This window comes from Micromonospora sp. DT178 (assembly GCF_049841695.1).
Classification (GTDB): Bacteria; Actinomycetota; Actinomycetes; order Mycobacteriales; family Micromonosporaceae; genus Micromonospora.
This window is the reverse complement of sequence record NZ_JBNCKV010000002.1, coordinates 60,959-82,457: the sequence shown is the minus strand read 5'-3', so window position 1 is coordinate 82,457 and position 21,499 is coordinate 60,959. Positions and strand designations below refer to the sequence as shown.

Genomic DNA, 21,499 nt, shown 5'->3' with positions numbered 1-21,499 from the left:
CGGTTCGACCCGTTTCACGAGAAGGGGTGGTCGTGATGAGAGGTGGACTGGACGAGACACTGGCCCGGATGGCCCGCCGCGAGGAGGCGCTGCGACGGCGGGCGGCCGACGCGGAGGCGACGGGCGGGGAGGCCGTCGCGGCGTCGGAGGCGCGGGGCGGATCCGACCCGGGGCGCGCCGACGTCCGGGGCGAGGGGCGCAACGCCGGACCCGGCTGGGCCGACGCGCGGCGGGGCGCGGAACCCCGTGACCCCGTGGTGGAGATCGCCGAGGCGGTCCGCCGGGTGGTGGCCGGCCATCCCGGCACGGCGGTCAGCATCCGGGTCGAGCACGACGGGCAGGCGTACCCGCTGCGGGTCGCCTGGACCGACGCGGGCGTGACGGTCGACGCGGAGGCCCCCGCGCCGCCGCCGGCGTGGCCGATGTCGGTCAAGACGGTGCCGGCCTGGACGCCGGCCCAGGAGGGGCTGACCCCCGACCCGGCGGCGCGGCTGGCCGAGCTGATCCGCCGCGACCCCGCCCTGCTCGGGGACGGTGACGCTCCTCGCGGAGCGCGGAACGCGCCGGGGACGGGCAGGGCGTGACCACGGCGGCTAGGGTCGGGCGGTGGCGGAACCCGACCTGACCCTGACCGCGAGCCTGCGGCCGGCGGCCCTCGACGCCCGACGGGGCGTCGTCCGGCTGCACCCGGAGGTGCTCACCGCGCTGGCGCTGCGTCCCGGCGACCCGGTGCGGCTGGCAGGCCGGCGGGTGACCGCCGGCATCGTCGCGCCGGCCGAGCCGACCGCCAGCACCGCGCTGCTCTACGCCGACGACCTGATGCTGGGCAACCTCGGCATCCGCGACGGCGCCCAGGTGACGGTGAGCCGCCTGCCGGTCACGCCGGCCCGTCGGGTGCTCCTCGCCGGTCCGGCGCAGATCGCCGCCGTGGTCTCGCCCGAGATGCTCCGGCTGGCCCTGCTCGGCAAGGTGGTGACGACCGGGGACGACGTGTCGCTGCTGCCGCAGGACGTGCTGCCCGACGCCTCGGTGCGCAGCCTGGTGGAGGCCGCCCGGCGCAGCCTCTCCAACAGCGTCGGGTACGCCTGGACCAGCACGCTGCTCGCCGTGGTCGCCGCCGAGCCTGACACCGGCTCGCTGGTCACCATGGACACGGTGGTCGGTTGGGAACACGGTCAGGCGACCCACGGCTCCGCCGGCACCGGACCCGCCGCGCGGGGGCGACGCCTCGACGCGGCCGGCCCGACGGCGAACGGGACCGCGCCGGGCCGGGCACCCGCCACGGGCGCCGGCCTGGCGGACGTACGCCCCCCGGGCACCGTGGACGCCACCGGGCGGACCGTCGGGAGCGTCGACGACGCGCCGCCCGCGGTGGACGAGCTGCCCGGGCTGCGGGCGCAGGCCGAGGAGCTGACCGAGCTGCTCGACCTCGGCTTCCACCACCGGGAGGTGCTCGGCCGGCTCGGCACGACCGTCTCGCTGGGCGTCCTGATCGCCGGGCCGGCCGGCTCCGGCAAGGCGGCGCTCGTGCGGGCCGTGGCCGCCCGGGTCGGGGCCCGGGTCAGCCCGCTCTGGGCCCCCGAGGTGGCCGCGCTGACCAACCAGGCCGCCGCCGACCGGCTGCGCGCCGCCGCCGCCGAGGCGCGCGCCGACGGCCCCGGGGTGCTGCTGGTCACCGACGTGGAGGCGCTCGCCCCGGCGGACGGGCCGGGGCCGGTGGCGACCGTGTTCCGGCAGGTGGTCGCCGAGACCGTACGGGCGGGGGCGGCGGTCGTCTGCACCACCGGCCGGCCCGAGGCCGTCGACCCCGCGCTGCGCGCCCCGGACCTGCTCTCGCTGCGGATCAGCGTGCCGCTGCCGGACGCGGCCCTGCGCCGGGAGCAGTTGACGGTGCTGACCCGGCAGGTCCCGCTCGCCGACGACGTGCGGCTCGACGAGGTCGCCGGGCGTACCCCCGGCTTCGTCGCCGCCGACCTGGCCGCGCTGCTGCGCGAGGCCGGGGTGCGCGCGGCGCTGCGGCAGAAGTCGGCCGAGACGCCGACGGTGGCGATGGCCGACTTCACCGCCGCGCTGGAGGTGGTCCGCCCGACCACCATGGCCGCCTCCACCCTGGAGCTGGCCTCGGTGACGCTGGACGACGTGGGCGACCTGACGGAGGTCAAGGAGACGCTGACCGAGTCGGTGCTCTGGCCGCTGACCTACCCGGACACCTTCGCCCGGCTCGGCGTGCAGCCGCCGCGCGGGGTGCTCCTCTACGGCCCACCCGGCTGCGGCAAGACCTACCTGGTCACGGCGCTGGCCGGCTCGGGGCGGGCGAACGTGCTCTCGGTGAAGGGCGCGGAGCTGCTGTCGAAGTGGGTCGGCGAGAGCGAGCGCGCGGTCCGCGAGCTGTTCCGCCGGGCCCGGGAGGCCGCGCCCACCCTGATCTTCCTCGACGAGGTGGACGCGCTCGCCCCGGTACGCGGCCAGGCCAGCGACGGCGGCACCACCGACCGGGTGGTGGCCGCGCTGCTGACCGAACTGGACGGCGTGGAGACGCTGCGCAACGTGGTGGTGGTCGGCGCGACGAACCGCCCCGACCTGGTCGACCCGGCGCTGCTGCGCCCGGGACGGCTGGAACGGCTGGTCTACGTGCCGCCGCCGGACGGGCCGGCGCGGGCGGAGATCCTGCGCGCCTCGGCGCGGAACGTGCCGCTGGCGCCCGAGGTGGACCTCGTGGAGCTGGGCGGGGAGCTGGACGGCTTCTCGGCGGCGGACTGTGCCGCGCTGGTGCGGGAGGCGGCCCTGGCCGCCATGCGGGAGTCGCTGACGGCGTCCACGGTCACGGCCGCGCACGTGGCGGCAGCCCGCGCCCGGGTCCGCCCGTCCCTGGACCCGGCCCAGGTCGCCTGGCTCGCCGCGTACGCCGAGAAGCGGGCGGGCTGAGCGCCGCCTCCCACGGCCCGGCCGGGGGCGAGGGTGTGCCCGCCGGGGCGCTGTCGGGCTGATGTCGTGGACGACTCGTCAGTCGGTGGGCAGGAGGGGGCCGAGGGGCCCCAGGTCGAGGTTCAGGTCCTCGGGGGTGAGGCCGAAGTACTCGCGCAGCCCCGTCATCTGCTCCTCCAGTGCCATCAGCGTGGTGCCGATCCGTTCGACCTGCTCCTCGGTGAGGTCGCCGAGGTCGACCCGGCGCAGCGCCTGTCGCTCCATGAGCTGCCGCAGCAGCTCGATCACGGTGAGCACGAGGCTGGCCAGCCCCCGCTCGACGGAGTCCCGGTCGACGGCCAGCCGGCGGTCCAGCGGCGTCACCCGGGGCGGCTGCCACCGGGTGTCGCCGAGCGCGGCGGCGAGTTCGGCCGCCTCGTCCCGGCGGGTGCCACCGCCGCCCGCGCGGCCCGCGCCCGCTGTCCCGGCCCCGCCGTCCGCGTGCCTGCCCGGGCCGACCGCGCGGTCGCCGGGGGCGGTCATGCCGGCGTTCCCGGCGAGACGTCGTCCAAGGTGGCGTTCCGCAGCTCGGGCGGGGCGAGCGCGCCGACGGAGGCGACCAGTGCCCGCAGGGAGATCCGGACGAGGTCGACGTCGGCGATGGCGATGGTGATGTCGCCGCTGATCACCACGCCGGTGGCGAGGACCCGGTCGAGCAGGTCGACCAGGGCCACCGGCCGGTAGGCCAGCGGGTCGTCGGCGCTGCTGGCCGCGAGCGACGTGGTCACCACGCCGGCTCCCGGACGGTGAGCGCCGGCCCGGCGGACCGTTCCTCGGCGAAGGAGTACGGCGGCCACGGGCCGGTCAGCTCCAGCCGGATCTCCGGGTGCCGCCCGGCGAGCGCGCCGACCAGTTGGCGGAATCCGGCGACCGACCCGTGCCCGACCAGGTACGCCCCGTTGAGCACCATGGCGGTGGGTGCCCCGGAGAGCCGGCGGTCCTGCGGCGGGTGCCGTCGGGCGGCCGTTGCGTGCCCGGCCAGTGCCCCGTGCACGGCGGAGGCGGCGTCGGCGGCGATCCGCTGCCCCTCCTCGCGGGCGGTGAGCTGGGCCCGGCGCCGCCGCAGGTACGCCGCCCCGGCCCCGCCCGAATCGGCGGGCTCCGCCGCACGGGGCGTCGCGCCCGGCACGACGTAGCCCTTGACGCCCCACTCGTCGTGGCCCGTGAGCCGCTCCAGGACGGCGGTCAGCTCGACCCGGCGGGCGGTGAGCTGGCCCGCCACCCGGGCGTCGTCGTGGTGGACGGTCGCGAGCCGGGCGGGCACCACGGCGCCGCCGCGGGACAGGGCCGCGACCACCGCGTGGTGCGTCCGGGCCGCCCGCTCCAGCCAGGCCAGGTCCTCCAGGTTGCGGCGCAGCGCCTCCTCGCCGTACTCGGCCAGCGGCGCGGCGCTGACGACGGCGACCAGGCCCGCGGCCCGCACCGCGCGCACCGGAGCGCCGTCCATCCCGGCGGTCGTGGCGAGCAGGGCCGGGTCGACGTCCCGCGCCACGCCGTGCAGCCACACCCCGACGCCGAGGCTCGCCGGCCCGGTGGCGGGTACGAGGTCAGCCGTCGAACTCATCCCGCTCCTCCCTGCGGGCGGCCTCCCGGGCGACCCGGGGACGGCGTTCCGCCTCCACCTGCTCCGGGTCCCGGGGGCCGGGCTCCACCGGCGGCCGCGCCCGGGAGCTGAGCCACGGGTCGTGCTCCCACCAGTCGATGCCGATCTGCCGGGCCGTGTCGACCGAGGCGATGACCAGTCGCAGCTTGAGCGTCAGCAGCTCGATGTCGAGCAGGCTGACCCGGATGTCGCCAGCGATCACGATGCCCCGGTCGAGCACGCGTTCCAGGATGTCGCCGAGATTGGCCGGCTCGTGCCCGGCGGGCAGGACCTGGCCGGAGTTCTGCACCACCGGCGGCGGCTGCACGCTCACCTCAACCCACCTCGCCCTTCCCGCGCTGGTAGCGCCGCACCCGCCGGTAGCCGAGCAGGCCGCCCTCCAGGTCCAGCTCCACCTCGTAGAGGCCGAGCAGGTCGGTGGAGCTGGGGATCCGCCGGTCCTCGATGACCTCCACCCCGACCAGCCAGCCGTCTCGCGACGACTTCAGCGAGGTGGTCCCCACCGGATCCCGGCCGGTCAACTCGACGATCTGCCGCATCCCCTCGCGCGCCGCCTCGGCAGCCGAGATCGGTTCGAGGTACTCCTCCTCGTCGTCGTACCGGTCGTCGACGGGCTCACTCCTACGCGCCCGACCGCCGTCGCCGCGGATCAGGTCCACCACCGCGCTCACCTCCCTCGCCGCCGCCGCGCGACACCCGCCGCGCCCGTTCCGTACCGGCCTGCCGGGCCCGTTCCGTGGCGCCCTGCCGTGCCCGGCCCGTGCCGGACTGCCGCGCCCGACCCTCGCCGGACTGCGAGGCTCGTTCCGTGGCGGCCTGCCGCGCCCGGCCCGTGCCGGGCTGCCGCGCCCGTTCCGCGCCGGGCTGGTGCCGGGTCCCGCCGTTCTCCCGACGGGACCCGGGGCCGTTCCGGGCCGGGGTCCGGCCCTGGGCGGGCGCCGGCCGCCGGACACCGCCGGTCAGCCGCTCCAACACCTGCTGCTGCCCCCGGTCCCGTTCCGCGGCGCTGATCTCGCCGGCGGCCGCCGCCTCGTCCAGCGCCTCCAGCTCGCGCCGGACGTCGACGGGGTTGCGCTGCCGCGACTCCGCCTCCCGGGCGATCACCTTCACCACCGCGGTCAGCCCCCGCACGGGCGCGTACGGCAGGGTCAGCAGCGTCCACAGGATGTCCACCGGTCACCCCATCAACTGATGGGCGCTGACGAAGTCGTACGGCGCGAGCGGGCCGAGCAGCCGCATCCGGATCAGCTCGCGGCGCTGCTCGGCGTACTCCTCGACCGCCGAGACGAACTCGTCCTCCCGGTCCTGGTCGACCAGGAAGGCGGCGTTCGACGCGTCCAGCTCGTTGCTGGGCGCCCGGGGCGCGCTCGCCACGACGAGCGGACCGAGGGTGTCGACCAGTTGCCGGTTCTCCGCCTCCCGGCGCAGCTCCACCGCCTGGCTGATGATCTCGCCGAGCCGGATCCGCTGCGTCCGGGTGGCCGCCTCCGGCTGCCCACGCACCTGGTCCGCCAGGTCTGCGGCGGCGGGATTGTCCGCCAGCACCGCCGCGATCAGGTTCGCCTCGTCGTAGCGCCCGTGCACCGTGTACTGGATCCGGCCCTCGAACTCGTCGAGGGCGGCGGCGAACCGGTCGTGGTGCGCGTCCAGCAGGTCGGCGACCGCGTCGGGCCCGGTGACGACCGTGCCGAAGCGCACCGGCAGCACCGGCGCCACCGCCGCCGTGCCGTCCACCAGTTCCTGGTACGCGGTCAGGTCCGCCGGCCGACCGAGCGGCTCGGTCAGGCTCACCTCGCTGACCAGCGCTGCCAGGTCGTCGTGCCGGACCGCCGTCACCTCTCCGGGCGGGTCGCCGACCCCGGCGGCGTCCGGGGTCGGCTCCACGTCGGAGGGCACGATGCCGTAGATGAACAGTCCGGTCTCCTCGGCCATGCTCACCGCTCCTCGTCCCGGCGCCGCCGGGGCCGGTCGCGGTCCCGGTCCCGGTCCCGGTCGTCCGAGCCCAGCTCGTCGACGGCGTCCTTGACCGCGCCGCCGATCGCGCCCACCGTTTTGCCGATCCCGGACGCCGCCTTGCCGGCGCCGACCGCCCCGGAGGCTCCCTCGACCAGGTCGGGCAGCCCCTTCTGGCCCTTTGGAGTGATGTCGAACCGGTCGACCGCCTCGGCGAAGCGCAGGTAGGTCTCCACGCTGGCGATGACGATCCGGGCGTTGATCTCCAGTAGCTGGATGCCGACCACGGCGACCGAGACCTGGGCGTCGATCACCACGCCCTTGTCCAGCACGGTCTCCACGACATCGGCCAGGCTGGAGCCCGCACCGCCGCGTTCCAGGGCGCCGCCGGCCTGACCCTCACTCGTCGCGATGGTCACTCCCGCTCCTCCCGTCGACGGCGGACCACGGGTCGCCGGGGCGCCTCCGGGGAACGGCGGGCGCGGGGCTCCTCGCGGGGCCGGGGCTCCTCGCGGGAACGGGGCTCCTCGCGGGGCTGCGGACGGCGAGCCCGCTCCGGGGCACGGCGGCGCGGCGGGGGCTGCTCCTCCTCCGGCTCCTCCTCGTACTCGTCGTAGTCGCCCTCGTCGTACTCGTCCTCGTACTCCTCGTCCTCGGCCGGGCGACGGCGCTGGGGCGGTCGGCGGCGGCCACGCTCGGCGGGCCGGCGCTCCTCGCGCGGCTCCTCCTCGGGCTCCTCCTCGGGCTCGGGCTCACGCCGACCGCGCGGCGCGCGCTCCTCCTGACCCTCGCCCTCCCGCTGCTGCTCGCGCTCCTCCTGGCGCTCGCGCTCCTCCTGCTCCTCGCGCAGCGCGGTCTCGTGGTCGCGGACGACCTTCGAATCCTCGATCTCGCCGCGCCAGCCCTGCACCGATTCCGGATCGAGGACGGTCCGGGTCATCACGTGCCGGACGAAGTGCTTCAACTCCAGCCGGGCGCGACGGCCCTGGGCCCGCCACAGGTTGCCGGTGTGCTCGAAGAGACCCTGCGGGTGGTACTCCAGCACCACCAGGATCCGGGTCAGGTCGGGCGACAGCTCGTGAAAGCTGACCGTGCCGTCGACGGAGCCCTTCTCGCCCTTGGAGCGCCAGTGGATCAGCTTGTCCGGGATCTGCCGGACAATGGTGGACTCCCAGGTCCGGTGCGACCAGAAGACCTGCGCCTTCCAGGTCAGCTTCTCGTCCGACTCGGTGTCGACGTTCTCGACCTTCTTCATGAAGCTCGGGAAGTCGCCGAACTGGGTCCACTGGTCGTACGCGACCCGGACCGGCACGCCGACCTCGATCGCCTCCACGATGTTGGTGACCTTGACCTTCTTGCCGCCACCCTTGCCGCCCTTGCCGCCCTTGCCGAGCGCCGACATGACCTTCTCCTTACCGCCGGCCAGTCCGGCATGGAACATCGCCTTCACCGGTGAACCGCCCTCGGCGAGCTTCTGCGTGCCGGTGGCTGCGGCGATCAGGCCGGGACCGCCGCCCTGCTTCGCGTAGTCGCTGAGCCGGCCGGTCGCGCCCGTGATGCGCTCGGTCACCACCTGCATCGCTCGTTCGCCGATGGCGCTGGCCAGGTTGCGCGCCTCGCCGGCGAGTTGGCCCCGGAGCTTGTTCCCGAGGCCGCCGGGGTTCGTCGTGTCCGGCATGGTCACCGCCCCCGCTGCTCGTCGTCGGCGTCGCGGTCCCGCTGCCCGCCGTCGGTGTCGCGGTCCTGCTGCCCGCCACCGGTGTCGCGGTCCCGCTGCCCGCCGTCGGTGTCGCGCTTCTGCTGCTCGGCGTCGGTGTCCCGGTCCGGCCGGTCGCCGTCGTCGGGGGCGCCGGCCCCGCCCTTGCGGCGCAGCGCGTCGGCCGAGCCGCGCAGCTTGCCGCTGATGGCATCGATGCCGCTGCCGGCGGCGGCGGTCGCGGCCGCCTTGGAGGCGGCGGCGAGCGGGCCGCCGAGGCGGCCGACGTTGCTCAGGTGGGGGGACTTGTGAAGCAGGTTGCCGCCCGCCTTCAGCAGTCCGCCGGGCTCCCGACTGGCCCGACCGGCCGCGACCGCGGCGGCCAGGGTGAGGGCGGTACGCAGCTTGCGCCGGCGGCCCAGCAGGTAGCCGAAGCCGACCGCGAGCCCGATTCGTGCTCCGCTGTTCATCAGTTCTCCTTCGCTCCCCGGAGCGCCGGACACCTGACGGCAATGGTCGAAAGAATGGCCGCCGGGGATCAGCACGCGCCGGACCGCACATCAGGTGTCCCGTTCAATCGGACCCGACGGGCAGTACCCGTTGACCTATCGGCGAAACACACCGCCGCTTTGTCGGCACCATTCGCGCGGACCGGAGCGGGCACCTCACAGACCGGATAAACCGGACAGCGAGGCAGCGCCGAGCAGGAAGAACGTCAGAAAGGAAAGAATTGCAGAATGGGCGTCACAGGGCCGGCAGCGCCGAATCGAGGCATATCTCGGCGTGCACCTTGCCGCCACTCTCGTGCAATTTGGCGCCGCACTTCTCCAGCACGGAAACGGCACCGTGGTTGTCGGCGGTGGTCTCCGCGACCACCAGTCGCATTCCGGCCGCCGCCGCCTCGTTCAACAGTTCACGCAGGGCGACCGCTCCGATTCCCTGACCCCGGGCGGAGCGGCCCAGCCACATCCCGGTCTCGACCGTGCCCGGCTCGTCGCGGCGGGTCATCCGAATCATCCCCACCACCTCGCCGCCGGCCAGGATCGCGTACATGCACGTGCCGGTCGGGCCGTCCAGACCCCCGAAGCTCGCCCGGTGGAACTCCCGGAACGCCTCCCGCCGGGCGCACGACCACCCCGCAGGGGCCTCCACCGGCGGCATCACGTCGCCGGGCTCCGCTTCCGCAGCCGCTACGGAGAGCAACGGTTCCAGGTTCTGCTCGTCCACCGGCTCCAGCCGTACCGTTCCCGCCACGTGCCGCAGTCTGCCGGCCCCACCGGCCCAAGTCCACCCCATCGGGCCCCGACTGGCGGTCCGGCGGAAGGTACCGGCCGGTCGGACCGTATCGTGTTCCGCCTCACGCTCCGCTGTCGGCCGCCGTCCGGCCAGGGCAAGGGGCGGGCGGGGAGACGCGCGGGTCCAGCTCTTCGGTGGCCTCGACGCAGCGACTGCACGGCGAGGCCGAGCAGCCGGCCTCGTGCGGCGGACCGCCTGCCCGGGGGCCGGTCAGGGCTCCTCGGCGTCGAACTCGCAGAGCACCACGGAGGCGTCGTCGGCCGGCTTGTGCCGGCGCAACCGGTCCGGATGCTCACGCTCGGCGACGCGTACCCGGTCGATCAGCGCGCCCGGGCCCTCGGCGGTCGCCACGTCCAGCAGCCCCGCCCAGTCGAGGACGCCGAACTGCTCCACCAGGGCCGACGCGCCGTCGCTGAGCAGCGCCGCCCGACGTACCGCGCCCGGCCCCCGCAGCGGCAGGGTCCCGGTCACCGCGTGGAACGCCGCGTCCGGGTCGGCCGCCGCCACCCAGTAACCGTGGGTGCGGTTCATCCGCGCCCGCTGCATGTGGACCGCCTGCCGGATCCGGGCGACCCGGTCGACGCCTCCGGCCGGCAGGGCCGCGACCATGGCCCGCAGCTCCGCCGTCGCGGCGTCCAGCCGGTCGTCGGTGACCACGGCGACCCGACCGCCGGCGTCGAGCACCAGCGGGCTGTCGCAGAGCACCAGGTGGTCGACGTGGTCGCCGCCGTCGCGGAGCAGGCAGACCGTGCTCGACGGGGTGCCCGGATGGTCCAGGTCGCACTCGTCGCCGTGGTCGGCCCGCACCGCGAGGATCGCCGCCGCCAGGTTGCTCATCAGGGTCGCCGTCGGGCGGACCGCCTCCGCCAGCCCGATCCGGGCCGCGAGGTGCCGGACGTACCAGGCGGTGCCGTGCACGCAGCCCGTGTCGAAGTCCTCCGGCACGCTGGCGCCGTCCAGCACGCCGACCAGCGGCCCGAACCGGAAGACCAGGTCCTCGTTGACCGCCCGGCCGGGGGGCGGCGCGGACGCGGAGCGTACCCGCATCGTCCGCGCCGCCCCGACCACCCGGGTCGCCTCAGCGGCGACGGAGGTCGTCGGCGGCCTCATGCGCCTGCCCCTGCATCTGGTGGGCGGCCGACCGGCCCTCGTCCCGGACGGCGGAGGCGCCACTGACGGCCGTGGAGCCGACCGACCGGGCCGCCTGCTGCGCCGGCTCGCGCAGGTTGTGGCCCATCTCGCGGCCCATCTCGCGGCCGACCTGGCCGGCCTGCTCCCGCAGGTGTCCGGCCTGCGCCCGCAGCTGGTCCGAGTGCTCGCCGACCATGTCCCTGGCCTGCCCGGCCCACTGCCGTTCGGGGCGGCTGGGCGGAATCAGCGACGAGACCAGCAGCCCGGCGCCGAAGGCGATCAGGCCGGCCGCGAGGGGGTTGCCCTGCGCCTGCTGGCGCGACTGCTGCCCGAGCGAGCGGGCCTCATCCCGCACCGACCCGGCCATGTGCGACATCTGGTCCCGGGACTGCTCCCCGAACCCCCGCGCCGAGTCGGCCGCGTGTGAGATCCGCTGACCTGTCGCGTGCGACATCCGCTGTGCGGTGCCGTGCCCGTCCGACTGCACGCCCATCACCTTCTCCCTGGCCCGGGTGAACGCGCCGCGCGCCTGCCCGACGCGCTCACCGGCGATCCGCCGCGGATTGACCTTGTCGGCCAGCGCGTCGACGTCGCTGCTCAGTTCGTTCCGGGTGTTCTCGATCTCCCACCGGATCCGGTCCGGATCGTTGGACATGATCTGCTCCCTCCCGGCAGGTTCACCGGCCTCGCACCGCGTCCGGTATCTCCCGCGCGGTCCGTTGCGTGCGGGGCAGCACCGAGCGGAGCTGCGCCATCTCCTTGCGCGCCCTGCTGAGCAGGCCACCCGTGACGACGGCCCAGATGACGGCCACGATCAGCGCCGCCCAGCCCTGGTCCATCACGTTGGACAGCCCCCACCACAGCGCGTACGACACGAACAGCACCGTCAGGACGCCGGCCAGCGCCGCCCCGCCGAACATACCGCCGACCCTGCCGGCCTGACCCGCCTCCTCGCGCAGCTCCGCCTTGGCCAGTTCGACCTCCTTGCGGACCAGCGTGGAGAAGTCCCGGGTCACGTCGACCAGCAGGTCGCCGACCGACTGCGTCCGTTCCTTCTCGGGGGCACTCACGGCGCCACCCCACCGGGGATGTCCGGCCCCTGCCGGCCGGGCGGCGAGGCGTTGCGCACCCGGGCCGTCCCGGTGTACGCCTCCTCCGGCTGGTACGGCGCCTCGACACTCCGCTCGTACGGCTGCGGCCCGGCCGTGGTGGCCGCGGCGGCCGGCCCGGTGGGCGCGGTGCCCGGCCCGGTTGGCGCGGCGGTCGGCGGCATCGACGGCCGGCCGGCGCCCCGCGCCCCGTCGCTCGAGGCGGTCAGGTTCCGGGTGAGCCGCCCGACCAGCATGCCGGCCAGGGCCGCGCCGGCCAGGAAGGTGCCCGGGTGCCGGCGCGCGTACGACCGCACGTCGTCGAGCATCGCCCCGGGTTCGCGCTCGTCGAGCCAACCGGCCGCCTGCTGGGCGGCGTCCGCCGCACGGCGGACCGCCTGGCCGGCCATCCCGGAGTCCTCGCTCCGCTCCGCCATCGAGCTGAGTTCGCGCCCGATGCCGCGCAGCCCTTCGGCGGCCCGGTGCTGCTGTGCCCGGGCCTGGTCACGCAACTGCGTGCCGGCCTCGTCGGTCAGGTGGTGCGCCTGCCGCCGGGCTTCCGTCGCCACGTGTCCGCCCTGTTCGGCGGCCGTGTGCGCGACGTGGCCGCCCACCTGGGCCGTCTGGTGCCCGACCCGGGACGCCTCCTGCCGGGCCTGCTGTGCGGTGCCGGTCGCACCGTCCGGTGGCCGGCTCGGGTTGATCTGCGTCATCGCCCGCTCCCTCCGTCGGCCCCGGGCCGCAGGGTCACGGCCCGGAACGTGAACCGGCCGCGAGACGCGGCCCGGAACGACACCCGCGTACCCGCACGGATCGCCGACATTCCGTGCCGGCGGCGGGGGTAGGAGCGGTGGTCCGCCCGGGCGCGACGGGACCGGACCGGGCGGTCGGAACGGGGTCGGGAGGCCGGGACCGGTCGCGGGGTGCGACAGCGGTCAGCGGCGGCGGTTGCGGGCCCGGGAGGACCGCAACCGGCGCAGCCGGCCCACCAGCACCGGTTCGGCGGCGAGGGCGGCCGGGTTGTCGAGCAGCGCGTTGAGCAACTGGTAGTAGCGGGTGGCCGAGAGGCCGAAGGTGTCCCGGATGGCCTGTTCCTTGGCGCCGGCGTGCCGCCACCACTGCTGCTCGAAGGCGAGGATGCCGCGCTCACGCTCGGTGAGGCCGTCCTCCGGCCGGGCGTCCGCCGGGGCGGGGCGGGTGACCGGGTCCGGCAGGGCGTCGGCGCCGGCCTCGCGGGGCGGGGCGTCGGCCTCGCGGGGTGCCGCCACGGCGACGTCCGGCGCCGGCGCCGAGCGGGGCTGCGGGACCGTCGGCGTCCCGGCACCCGGACCGGTACGCGGCTGGGGAACGACGCTGCCGGCGTCCCGCGCCTCCCCGGTGGGGTCCGCCCCGACGGTCGCGCCGGTCTCGCCGGGCCGACCCGTCACGGGCGGCTCGGTGGCGGCCGGGGCGGCGTCGGCGGGCTGCATGGCGCTCCTCGTGGGGCTGGCGGGCGGCACACCACGACGCCGACCGGTGGGGGGACACCAGCCTAACCAGGGCCGACCAGGTTCGCATCGGACGACAGTGCCGGAACGTGACCGCTCCGGTTCACGTCGTGTCCGTCCCGCGAACCCACCGGATCCGCCCGGATTCGTCATCCCCGCCGAGGCGGGCGCGGTGCGACCGGGGCCGGGGAGAGCCGCCGGCCGCACCGCCCACGGTCAGGAGATGTCCCGCCGGCGCATCGCCCAGAGGGCCGCGCCGAGGATCACCACGAAGCCGACCGCCATCATCACCGAGGACTGCTGCCAGGTGATGTCGAGGGTGTCCGGTTTGCACTCACCGAAGTAGGTCGCCTGGCAGGCGTTCCAGTCCTCCAGCGTCACCTTCTTCTGCATCCACGCCAGGGCGTAGGTGGGCAGCAGCCAGGCCTCGGCGAAGCGCACGCCGGCCATCGCCAGCAGGATGCCGAGGCCGAACTGGCCGACGACCATCAGGGCGATCACCCCGCCCAGGGCCATCGCGGTGTGCCGCCCCAGCGAGGCGAGCGCGAAGCCGATGGTCGCGGTGACCAGGGCGAGCACCAGCCCGCGCAGCCCGGTCAGGGCGAAGGACTGCCATGCCCCGGAGGTCATCTTCGCCGTGCTGCCACGGAAGGTGGCGACCAGCCAGAAGCTGCCGAACCAGAGCGCCGTCGTGGGCACCGCCAGGGCGACCAGCCCGGTGAGCAGCGCCGCCAGCTTCGTCAGCAGTACGGTCAGCCGCTTCGGCCGCCACAGCAGCAGGTTCATCATGCCGCCGGTGTTCCACTCGGCCCCGACGAAGGAGGCGCCGACGACGAACCCGACCAGCGCCAGGATCGCCGCGAGCGGCAGCAGCGTGTCGCCGAAGTTCTCCCGGAAGTCGAACGTGGAGGGCAGGAACCACGACGTCTCGATCGCCTCCCGGGGCGGCGGCTGGATGGCCGCGCAGTCCTCCGGGAACTGCTCGGCCTGGGCCGTTCCGGCGGCCTTCGCCTTCTCGCACTCCGCGCGGTACTGCGCGTTGTGGCGGACGTCCTGCTGCCACTGCTGCTCGGCCGCGCGCTCGGCCTTCGCCAGCGCGGCGGCGTCGATCTTCTCGTTTGTGAGGAAGACCCCGATCACCACCAACGCGAGCACCAGCAGGCCCAGCAGGCTCATCCAGCGGGTGAAGCGCCGCTTCGTGAGCCGGCGCAGCTCCGTACGGTAGAGGCTCACGCGCCCCACCCTCCTCCGGCGGCGCCGGGCTGCCCCGCGCCACCGACCTTCGTGGACTGGTCGACCTGCCGGTGCTGCCCGGGTACCGGCGCGGTGGCGGTCAGTTCGAGGAAGACGCTCTCCAGGTCGACGGCGATCGGCGCCAGCTCGCTGACGTAGAGGCCCTGGTCGGCGAGGAGCCGGGTCACCGTGGCCGGCTTGTCGACCCCGGCGAGCATCAGATGGTCGGGCTGACCGGTCACCCGGATCCCGGCGCGGGTCAGCGCCTCGGCGGCGATCGGCAGGTCGGTGACCGCCTCCAGCCGCACCCGGACCGCCCCCGAGGAGTGCTGGGCGAGCACCTGCTCCACCGGCCCGAAGGCCACCCGCCGGCCCAGCGAGATGATGGTGACGGAGTCGCAGATCAGCTGGATCTCGCCGAGGATGTGGCTGGACAGCACCACGGTCATCCCCGACTCGGCGAGGCTGCGCGTCAGGGTGCGCATCTCCCGGATGCCGCCCGGGTCGAGGCCGTTGGCCGGCTCGTCGAGGATCAGCAGCTTGGGGTTCTTCAGCAGGGCCGAGGCGACGGCGAGCCGCTGCTTCATGCCGAGCGAGTAGGTCTTGACCCGCTCGCCGGCACGGTCGCGCAGCCCGACCAGTTCCAGCACCTCGTCCACGCGCTGCTGCGGCACGTCGCCCGCGCCGGCGAGCAGGGACAGGGTGTCGCGCGCGGTGAAGTGCGGGAAGAACTGCGGGCTCTCGACGATCGCGCCGACCTGACCGGCGACGGCGGGCAGCGCCGCGGGCACCTCGTGGCCGAGGACCGTCATCCGGCCGCCGTCGGGCCGGATGAGGCCGAGCAGCGTACGCAGCGTGGTGGTCTTGCCCGACCCGTTGGGGCCGAGGAAGCCGTGCACCTGCCCCTCTTCGACCCGCATGTCGAAACCGTCGAGCGCGTTGCGGGTGCCGCGCCGACGGCTCTTGTACGTCTTGCGGAGACCTTCGATCTCCAGGACAGCTGGCAAGCTGCACCTCCCCCGATGGGTGTATGACACGCGACACCATACGCGGTATGCAGCGGCCTGCAATACCCGGTATGCATCCGACGCGCCGAACAGGTGACCGGAACGGCTCCGCCCGCGCGCCAGCCGTCGAAAGAGGCGCCCCCCGGTCAGGAAGGCGCCCCTGCCGTCACCTCAGGCGCAGACGACCGTCACCCCGGCGGCGCGGAACGCCTCCACCACCTCCGGGTTGGCCCCGGAGTCGGTGACCAGCGTCTCCACCCGGTCCACCGGGCAGATCCGGGCGAAGGCGTGACCGCCCAACTTGGACGAGTCCGCGATGATCACGACCCGCTTGGCCCGGGCCACCATCAGGTTGTTCATCGCCGCCTCGCCCTCATGGTGGGCGGCGGCGCCGAGCTGCGGGTCGATCGCGTCCACGCCGAGCAGGGCGACGTCCAGGGTGACCTCGCGCAGCAGCGCCCCGCCCAGCGGGCCGACCAGCTCGAACGACTTCGGGCGGACCACGCCGCCGGCCACCACGACCTTCATCCGGGAGCGGACCAGCAGCTCGTTGGCGATGTTCAGCGCGTTGGTGACCACGGTGAGCTGGGCGCCCTCGGCGCTGGTGTTCAGGTCGGGCCGGACGGCGAGGGCCCGGGCGACCTCCGTGCTGGTCGTGCCGCCGTTCAGGCCCACCACGGTGCCCGGCGAGACCAGCGCCGCGGCGGCGGCGCCGATCCGCTGCTTCTCCGCCGAGTGCTTGGCGGTCTTGTAGCGCAGCGGCAGGTCGTACGAGACGCCGTTGGCGACCGCGCCGCCCCGGGTCCGGGTGATCATCTGCTGCTGGGCGAGCTGGTCGAAGTCGCGCCGGATGGTGGCCTGGGAGACGTCCAGCCGCTCGGCCGCCTCCTCGACGCTGACCCGGCCGTTGTCGGTCAGCATCTCGAGCAGGGCGTTCCATCTGGCGTACCGGTCCACCCGGGCCCTCCAGTTACTGCGCGGTCGGTGATTGATTGCGTGCACAGTAGTGCGCGAAACTGCGAGGGCGCAAAACCCTGGCTTGCGCGATGCCGGAGCTGGTTGCCACGACCAGGCGCTTTCGCGCAGAATAACGCGCGAAAGGCGGCTCTAACGAGCCGTATTGCGCACCGCTCCCCTGCGTAGGAGTTCTCATGTCGTACGTCGACGCCGAGATCGCGAGCCAGCCCGACTGCTGGCGGGAGGCGGCGCGACTCGCCGCCACCGCGACGAACCACCTCCCCCGCCCCGGGGAGCGGGTCGCCGTCGTGGGCTGCGGCACGTCGTGGTTCATGGCGATGGCGTACGCGGCCCGCCGCGAGCACCTCGGCCAGGGCGAGACCGACGCCTTCCAGGCCTCCGAGTTCCCGACCGGCCGGCGCTACGACCGGCTCGTGGCGATCACCCGCTCCGGCACCACCACCGAGGTCACCGAGCTGATCGCCGCCCTGCGCGGGCGGGTGCCGACCACCGTCCTGGTCGGCGACCCCGACTCCCCCGCCGCCGCGCTGGCCGACGCGGCGGTCACCATGCCCTTCGCCGACGAGCGCTCGGTGGTGCAGACCCGCTTCGCGACCACCGCCCTGGCCCTGCTCCGCGCCCACCTCGGCGACAACATCGACGCGCTCGCCGCCGACGCGGAGGTGGCCGTGCGCGCCCCGCTGCCGATCGACCCGACCCGCATCGAGCAGGCCACCTTCCTCGGTCGCGGGTGGACGGTCGGGCTGGCCCAGGAGGCCGCCCTGAAGTGCCGCGAGGCGGCCACCTTCTGGGCCGAGGCGTACCCGGCGATGGACTACCGGCACGGGCCGATCTCGATCGCCGCGCCGGGCCGGCTGGTCTGGGCGTTCGGCGAGCTGCCCGAGGGGCTGCCGGCGGACGTGGCGGCGACGGGCGCCGCGTTCGTGCACAGCCGCACCCACGGCTGCCGCACGGTCCTGGGCAGTTGGGCCGCCGGCCGTACGCCGGTCGACCCGATGGCCGACCTGATCCTGGCGCAGCGGTTCGCCGTCGCGCTCGCCACCAGCCGGGGCCTCGACCCCGACGCGCCCCGGCACCTGACCCGTTCCGTGGTCCTCGCGTGAGCTCAGCCGACGTCGTCGTCGCGCTGGACGTCGGCGGCACCGGGATGAAGTGCGCCCTGGTCCGGGCGGACGGTGCCGTGCTGCACACCGAGCGGCACCCCACCGACGCCGGGCGCGGCCCGGACGCCGTGGTGGACACCGTCCTGGGGGTCGCCGAGGGGCTGGCCGGCAAGGCCCGTGCCGACGGGCTCGACCCGGTCGCGGTCGGCATCGCGGTGCCCGGGGTGATCGACGAGGAGCGTGGGATCGCCGTCTGGTCGGCGAACGTGGGCTTCCGGGACGTACCGCTGCGGGATCTCGCCCGCGAGCGGCTCGGGCTGCCCACGGCGCTCGGCCACGACGTGCGCGCCGGCGGCCTGGCCGAGGCGCGGCTCGGCGCGGGCCGCGACGCCGGGCACGTCCTCTTCGTCGCGATCGGCACGGGCATCGCCGCCGCCCACGTCGTCGACGGCACGGCCGCCACCGGCGCGCACGGCGCCGCCGGCGAGATCGGCCACATCCTCGTACGCCCCGGCGGGCCGCGCTGCGGCTGCGGCCGTCCCGGCTGCCTGGAGGCGGTGGCCTCCGCCGCCGCGATCGGGCGGCGCTACTCGGAGTTGGCGGCCGAACCGGCGACCGCCGCCGAGGTCGCCGACCGGGCGGCGGCCGGCGAGCCGCTGGCGGCGGACGTCTGGCGCGAGGCCGTCGAGGCGCTCGCCGACGGTCTCGCCACCGGTCAGGCCCTCTACGACGTGGAGACCGTCGTGCTCGGCGGGGGCCTCACGCGGGCCGGCGCGCGGCTGCTCGACCCGCTCCGGGCCGCGCTGCACGAGCGGATGACGTTCCATCGGGAGCCGCGCCTGGTCGCGGCGGCCCTCGGCGACGAGGCCGGCTGCCTCGGCGCCGCCCTGCTCGCCCTCGACAGTCTGGAGAAGTGATGGCTCTTCGGGTGAACGGCAAGGTGGTGACCCCGACCGGCGTGGTCCGGCAGGGCTGCGTGGAGGTGGACGAGGGCCGGATCCGGGCGGTGGCCGAGTACCCGTCGGTCCGCGACGGGCACTGGATCGTGCCCGGCTTCGTCGACATGCACACGCACGGCGGCGGCGGACACACCTTCACCACCGGCGACGCCGAGCAGGCCCGGCAGGCCGCCGACTTCCACCTGCGGCACGGCACGACCACCCTGCTGGCCAGCCTCGTCAGCTCGCCCTTCGTGCTGATGCGCTCGGCCACCGAGGCGTTCGCCCCGCTGGTCGCCGAGGGGGTGCTGGCCGGGATCCACTTCGAGGGGCCGTACCTCTCCTCCGCCCGCTGCGGCGCGCAGAACCCCGAATACCTTCGCGACCCGTCCACCGACGAGCTGGCCGAGCTGATCGAGCTGGGCGGCGGGGCGGTCCGGATGGTCACCCTCGCCCCCGAGCGGGACGGCGCGCTGGAGGCGATCAAGCTGCTCACCGCGCACCGGGTGGTCGCCGCGGTCGGCCACACCGACGCCACGTACGACGAGACCCGCGCCGCCGTCGCGGCGGGCGCGAGCGTCGGCACCCACCTGTTCAACGGCATGCGGCCGGTGCACCACCGCGAACCCGGCCCGGTGGTGGCCCTGCTGGACGCCCCGAACGTGGTCTGCGAACTGGTCGCCGACGGCGTGCACCTGCACGACGGGATGCTGGCCTTCGCCACGTCGACGGCGGGCCCCGAGCGGGCCGCCCTGATCACCGACGCGATGGCCGCCGCCGGCATGGCCGACGGCGAGTACGACCTGGGCGGCCAGACGGTCACGGTGGCGGACGGCGTGGCCCGGCTGGCCCGCGACGGCGCGATCGCGGGCAGCACCCTGACCATGGACGCCGCGCTGCGGCACGCGGTGGGCGCCGGCATCCCGATCGCGGACGCCGTGCGGATGGCGTCCACCACGCCGGCCCGCGCGATCGGCCTCGGCGACCAGCTGGGCGCGCTCCAGGTCGGGCTCCGGGCCGACCTGGTGGTGCTCGACGACGAGCTCAACGTGGTCCGGGTGATGCGCGGCGGCTCCTGGGTGGAGTGACGCTCGCCGCAGGGCGGGCGAGGCCAGGCCGGCGGCAGCGGCGGTGGCGGTGGCGGTGGCGGAAGTGACAATGGCGGCGGTGGCGGCGGAACCTCTGTTGCCGGTTGCGGGCTCCCGGACGGGCCGTCGGAGCCGAGGCCGCCGAGCCACCCGCCCTGTGACCGCCTCGCCGCTGTCGAGCTGCCCCATCTGTGAGACCACGCCGTCTGAGCGCCCTGGCTGAGGGCGATGGTCTGATGACGTTGGCCGGCACTGCCGGCTGTCCCGGCCATCCCACGTACCCCCGTCGTCGGGTCTGCCCCTGGCGCCGGTCTACCGGCGCCGGGTCCGCCCGACATCGGGTCTACCTGGGATCGGTCTGCCCGGCCAGCGGGGCCAGCAGCGTCGGGACGCCCGGCCAGCGGTCTGCCCCATCTGTGAGGGCAGCTCGACAGTGCCTGAGCCACCATGCCTCCCGCCGAGGGCCCGGCACCGAGGCCATTCGTTTTTCAGGCCCGCGTGAAGCCGAACAGGACCGCCAGCCCGCGCCGACCGGACCGGGGCGTTACGACAGACCGAACGCCACCCAGGCCAGGCTGGGCTGGGCTGGGCTGGGCTGGGCTGGGCTGGGCTGAACTCTGGGGAGGTCAGGCGGTGGGGACCTCGACGCCGAGCACCGCCTGCTCGTCGGGGCGGTGCACCAGCACGTCGGAGAGGAACGACTGCACGGCCGGGGCCATCCCGACGTCCCGGCCGGCCCGCTCGGAGAGCAGCCACTTGTGCTCGATGATCTGCGCGAAGAGCTCCTGCGGCTCCAGCTTGCGGCGCAGGTGCGCGGGCACGGCCCGGACCACCGGCTCGAAGACCTCGGTCAGCCAGCGGTGCGCGGCCTGCTGCTCGTCGGTCAGGTAGCTCTCGGCCCGGTAGGCGTCGAGGTCGTTGAGCAGCCGGCGGGCCTGGTTCTCCTCGGCGTCCAGGCCGGTCAGGCGGAGCAGCCGCCGGGTGTGGTAGCCGGCGTCGACCACCTTCGGCCGGACCAGGTACCGCCCGTTGTCGATCGTGGACATGGCCACCTCGGCGACGTCGAAGCCCAGCTCGTTGAGGCGGCGGATCCGCCCCTCGATGTCGTGCCGGGCCTCCCGCTCGATCTGCTGCTCGTAGGTGATCTCGTGCCACAGCCGCTCGTAGCGCTGCACGACCTCCTCGCAGACCACCTCCGGGTCGATCGACTCGTGCAGCAGCCCGGCGGCCTGGAGGTCGAGCGCCTCACCGAAGATGTTGACCCGGGCGATCTCCAGGTCCTCGCCGCGCTGGCCGTTGGACAGGGAGTGGTGCAGCGCCCCGGTCTCGGCGTCCACCAGGTACGCGGCGAACGCCCCCGCGTCCCGCCGGAACAGCGTGTTCGACAGCGAGCAGTCGCCCCAGAAGAAGCCCGTCAGGTGCATCCGGACGATCAGGGCGGCCAGCGCGTCGAGCAGCCGGCCCATCGTCTCCGGGCGCAGGGTGTGCGAGAAGAGCGCCCGGTAGGGCAGCGAGAACTGCAGGTGCCGGGTGATCAGCACCGACTCGAGGGGTTCCCCGTCCTCTGTCTGCCGGTCGGCGACGATCGCCACCGCCTCGACCGACGGGAAGTCGATCCGCTCCAGGGCGCGCAGCAGGTCGTACTCCCGCTCGGCGATCCGCTCGCGGGTCTCCTTGAACGCGTAGACGTACTCACCCAGCCGGACGAAGCGGACGATGTGCCGGGAGATGCCCTGAGGCAACGCCACCAGGTGTTGCGCAGGCCACTCCTCCAGCGGGGTCGACCAGGGGAGATCGAGCAGCGCCGGGTCCACGAGGGCCGAGGTGATCCGCACGGGCACAAGTCTGACGGGTTCCCCCCGCCGAGCGCCTCCCTTCGTGGCTCGTCACACAGGGCGGCCCCGGCCCGTCCCGGTCCGGCACCGACCGGGGCC

At 75.0% G+C, this 21,499-nt stretch carries 25 protein-coding genes; 5 read left to right on the top strand and 20 right to left on the bottom strand.

The window, feature by feature from the left end:
• Window positions 1–35 precede the first annotated feature (35 nt).
• Both ACLQ22_RS04130 and ACLQ22_RS04125 read left to right on the top strand, forming a co-directional pair.
• Window positions 36–584 (top strand): hypothetical protein, encoded by a 549-nt coding sequence (locus tag ACLQ22_RS04130; protein WP_425691141.1) that lies wholly within the window; start codon window positions 36–38, stop codon window positions 582–584.
• 22 nt (window positions 585–606) lie between these two features.
• Window positions 607–2,925, top strand: coding sequence for an AAA family ATPase (locus ACLQ22_RS04125; RefSeq protein ID WP_425691140.1), 2,319 nt, complete (start codon window positions 607–609; stop codon window positions 2,923–2,925).
• A 78-nt stretch (window positions 2,926–3,003) separates the two neighbouring features.
• On the opposite strand, the gene ACLQ22_RS04120 is transcribed toward ACLQ22_RS04125, so the two are convergent.
• The 19 genes from ACLQ22_RS04120 to ACLQ22_RS04030 form a co-directional block, all read right to left on the bottom strand.
• Window positions 3,004–3,447, bottom strand: coding sequence for a gas vesicle protein K (locus tag ACLQ22_RS04120; protein ID WP_425691139.1), 444 nt, complete (start codon window positions 3,445–3,447; stop codon window positions 3,004–3,006).
• Window positions 3,444–3,692, bottom strand: coding sequence for a gas vesicle protein (locus tag ACLQ22_RS04115; RefSeq protein ID WP_425691138.1), 249 nt, complete (start codon window positions 3,690–3,692; stop codon window positions 3,444–3,446). The genes ACLQ22_RS04120 and ACLQ22_RS04115 overlap by 4 nt, the downstream gene beginning before the upstream one ends.
• A complete protein-coding gene (locus tag ACLQ22_RS04110) occupies window positions 3,689–4,528 on the bottom strand; it encodes a GvpL/GvpF family gas vesicle protein (RefSeq protein ID WP_425691137.1) in 840 nt (279 codons plus the stop codon). Before ACLQ22_RS04110 ends, ACLQ22_RS04115 begins: the two co-directional genes overlap by 4 nt.
• Window positions 4,512–4,880: a gas vesicle protein gene (locus ACLQ22_RS04105; RefSeq protein WP_366640096.1), complete on the bottom strand. Its 369-nt coding sequence runs from the start codon at window positions 4,878–4,880 to the stop codon at window positions 4,512–4,514. Before ACLQ22_RS04105 ends, ACLQ22_RS04110 begins: the two co-directional genes overlap by 17 nt.
• 1 nt (window position 4,881) lies before the next feature.
• Window positions 4,882–5,229: a gas vesicle protein gene (locus ACLQ22_RS04100; protein WP_425691136.1), complete on the bottom strand. Its 348-nt coding sequence runs from the start codon at window positions 5,227–5,229 to the stop codon at window positions 4,882–4,884.
• The gene (locus ACLQ22_RS04095) at window positions 5,189–5,740 is read right to left on the bottom strand and encodes a gas vesicle protein GvpG (RefSeq protein ID WP_425691135.1); all 552 of its coding nucleotides are present in this window, start codon (window positions 5,738–5,740) and stop codon (window positions 5,189–5,191) included. The genes ACLQ22_RS04100 and ACLQ22_RS04095 overlap by 41 nt, the downstream gene beginning before the upstream one ends.
• 3 nt (window positions 5,741–5,743) lie before the next feature.
• Window positions 5,744–6,499, bottom strand: a complete 756-nt coding sequence (locus ACLQ22_RS04090; protein WP_425691134.1) for a GvpL/GvpF family gas vesicle protein — start codon at window positions 6,497–6,499, stop codon at window positions 5,744–5,746.
• A 2-nt stretch (window positions 6,500–6,501) separates the two neighbouring features.
• Entirely contained in the window at window positions 6,502–6,939 is a 438-nt protein-coding gene (gvpJ, locus tag ACLQ22_RS04085) for a gas vesicle protein GvpJ (protein WP_425691133.1), read from the bottom strand.
• Window positions 6,936–8,198: an SRPBCC family protein gene (locus tag ACLQ22_RS04080; protein WP_425691132.1), complete on the bottom strand. Its 1,263-nt coding sequence runs from the start codon at window positions 8,196–8,198 to the stop codon at window positions 6,936–6,938. Before ACLQ22_RS04080 ends, gvpJ begins: the two co-directional genes overlap by 4 nt.
• Before the next feature lie 2 nt (window positions 8,199–8,200).
• On the bottom strand, window positions 8,201–8,686 hold the full coding sequence (locus ACLQ22_RS04075) for a hypothetical protein (protein ID WP_425691131.1): 486 nt from the start codon (window positions 8,684–8,686) through the stop codon (window positions 8,201–8,203).
• Between the two features lie 274 nt (window positions 8,687–8,960).
• Window positions 8,961–9,470 (bottom strand): GNAT family N-acetyltransferase, encoded by a 510-nt coding sequence (locus ACLQ22_RS04070; RefSeq protein ID WP_425691130.1) that lies wholly within the window; start codon window positions 9,468–9,470, stop codon window positions 8,961–8,963.
• A gap of 252 nt (window positions 9,471–9,722) precedes the next feature.
• Window positions 9,723–10,622 (bottom strand): hypothetical protein, encoded by a 900-nt coding sequence (locus ACLQ22_RS04065; protein ID WP_425691129.1) that lies wholly within the window; start codon window positions 10,620–10,622, stop codon window positions 9,723–9,725.
• Window positions 10,591–11,298: a DUF3618 domain-containing protein gene (locus ACLQ22_RS04060; protein WP_425691128.1), complete on the bottom strand. Its 708-nt coding sequence runs from the start codon at window positions 11,296–11,298 to the stop codon at window positions 10,591–10,593. Before ACLQ22_RS04060 ends, ACLQ22_RS04065 begins: the two co-directional genes overlap by 32 nt.
• Window positions 11,299–11,320: 22 nt before the next feature.
• Window positions 11,321–11,713: a phage holin family protein gene (locus tag ACLQ22_RS04055; RefSeq protein WP_425691127.1), complete on the bottom strand. Its 393-nt coding sequence runs from the start codon at window positions 11,711–11,713 to the stop codon at window positions 11,321–11,323.
• A complete protein-coding gene (locus ACLQ22_RS04050; protein ID WP_425691126.1) occupies window positions 11,710–12,444 on the bottom strand; it encodes a hypothetical protein in 735 nt (244 codons plus the stop codon). Before ACLQ22_RS04050 ends, ACLQ22_RS04055 begins: the two co-directional genes overlap by 4 nt.
• 222 nt (window positions 12,445–12,666) lie before the next feature.
• Window positions 12,667–13,200: a DUF3263 domain-containing protein gene (locus ACLQ22_RS04045; protein WP_425691125.1), complete on the bottom strand. Its 534-nt coding sequence runs from the start codon at window positions 13,198–13,200 to the stop codon at window positions 12,667–12,669.
• A 234-nt stretch (window positions 13,201–13,434) separates the two neighbouring features.
• A complete protein-coding gene (locus tag ACLQ22_RS04040; RefSeq protein ID WP_425691124.1) occupies window positions 13,435–14,451 on the bottom strand; it encodes an ABC transporter permease subunit in 1,017 nt (338 codons plus the stop codon).
• Window positions 14,448–15,458 (bottom strand): ATP-binding cassette domain-containing protein, encoded by a 1,011-nt coding sequence (locus ACLQ22_RS04035; protein ID WP_425691123.1) that lies wholly within the window; start codon window positions 15,456–15,458, stop codon window positions 14,448–14,450. The genes ACLQ22_RS04040 and ACLQ22_RS04035 overlap by 4 nt, the downstream gene beginning before the upstream one ends.
• Before the next feature lie 171 nt (window positions 15,459–15,629).
• Window positions 15,630–16,415 carry a DeoR/GlpR family DNA-binding transcription regulator gene (locus ACLQ22_RS04030; protein ID WP_088998118.1) on the bottom strand — a complete coding sequence of 262 codons (786 nt, stop codon included), beginning with the start codon at window positions 16,413–16,415 and terminating at the stop codon, window positions 15,630–15,632.
• A 194-nt stretch (window positions 16,416–16,609) separates the two neighbouring features.
• Between ACLQ22_RS04030 and ACLQ22_RS04025 the strand changes: the two genes are divergently transcribed.
• The 3 genes from ACLQ22_RS04025 to nagA are packed head-to-tail and all read left to right on the top strand — an operon-like array spanning window position 16,610 to window position 19,565.
• Entirely contained in the window at window positions 16,610–17,539 is a 930-nt protein-coding gene (locus tag ACLQ22_RS04025) for an SIS domain-containing protein (RefSeq protein ID WP_425691122.1), read from the top strand.
• Entirely contained in the window at window positions 17,536–18,456 is a 921-nt protein-coding gene (locus ACLQ22_RS04020) for an ROK family protein (protein WP_425691121.1), read from the top strand. Before ACLQ22_RS04025 ends, ACLQ22_RS04020 begins: the two co-directional genes overlap by 4 nt.
• Window positions 18,456–19,565 (top strand): N-acetylglucosamine-6-phosphate deacetylase, encoded by a 1,110-nt coding sequence (gene nagA, locus ACLQ22_RS04015; RefSeq protein WP_425691120.1) that lies wholly within the window; start codon window positions 18,456–18,458, stop codon window positions 19,563–19,565. Before ACLQ22_RS04020 ends, nagA begins: the two co-directional genes overlap by 1 nt.
• 626 nt (window positions 19,566–20,191) lie before the next feature.
• Here nagA and ACLQ22_RS04010 read toward each other — a convergent pair.
• Window positions 20,192–21,400 carry a DUF4032 domain-containing protein gene (locus ACLQ22_RS04010; RefSeq protein WP_425691119.1) on the bottom strand — a complete coding sequence of 403 codons (1,209 nt, stop codon included), beginning with the start codon at window positions 21,398–21,400 and terminating at the stop codon, window positions 20,192–20,194.
• Between the last annotated feature and the right edge of the window lie 99 nt (window positions 21,401–21,499).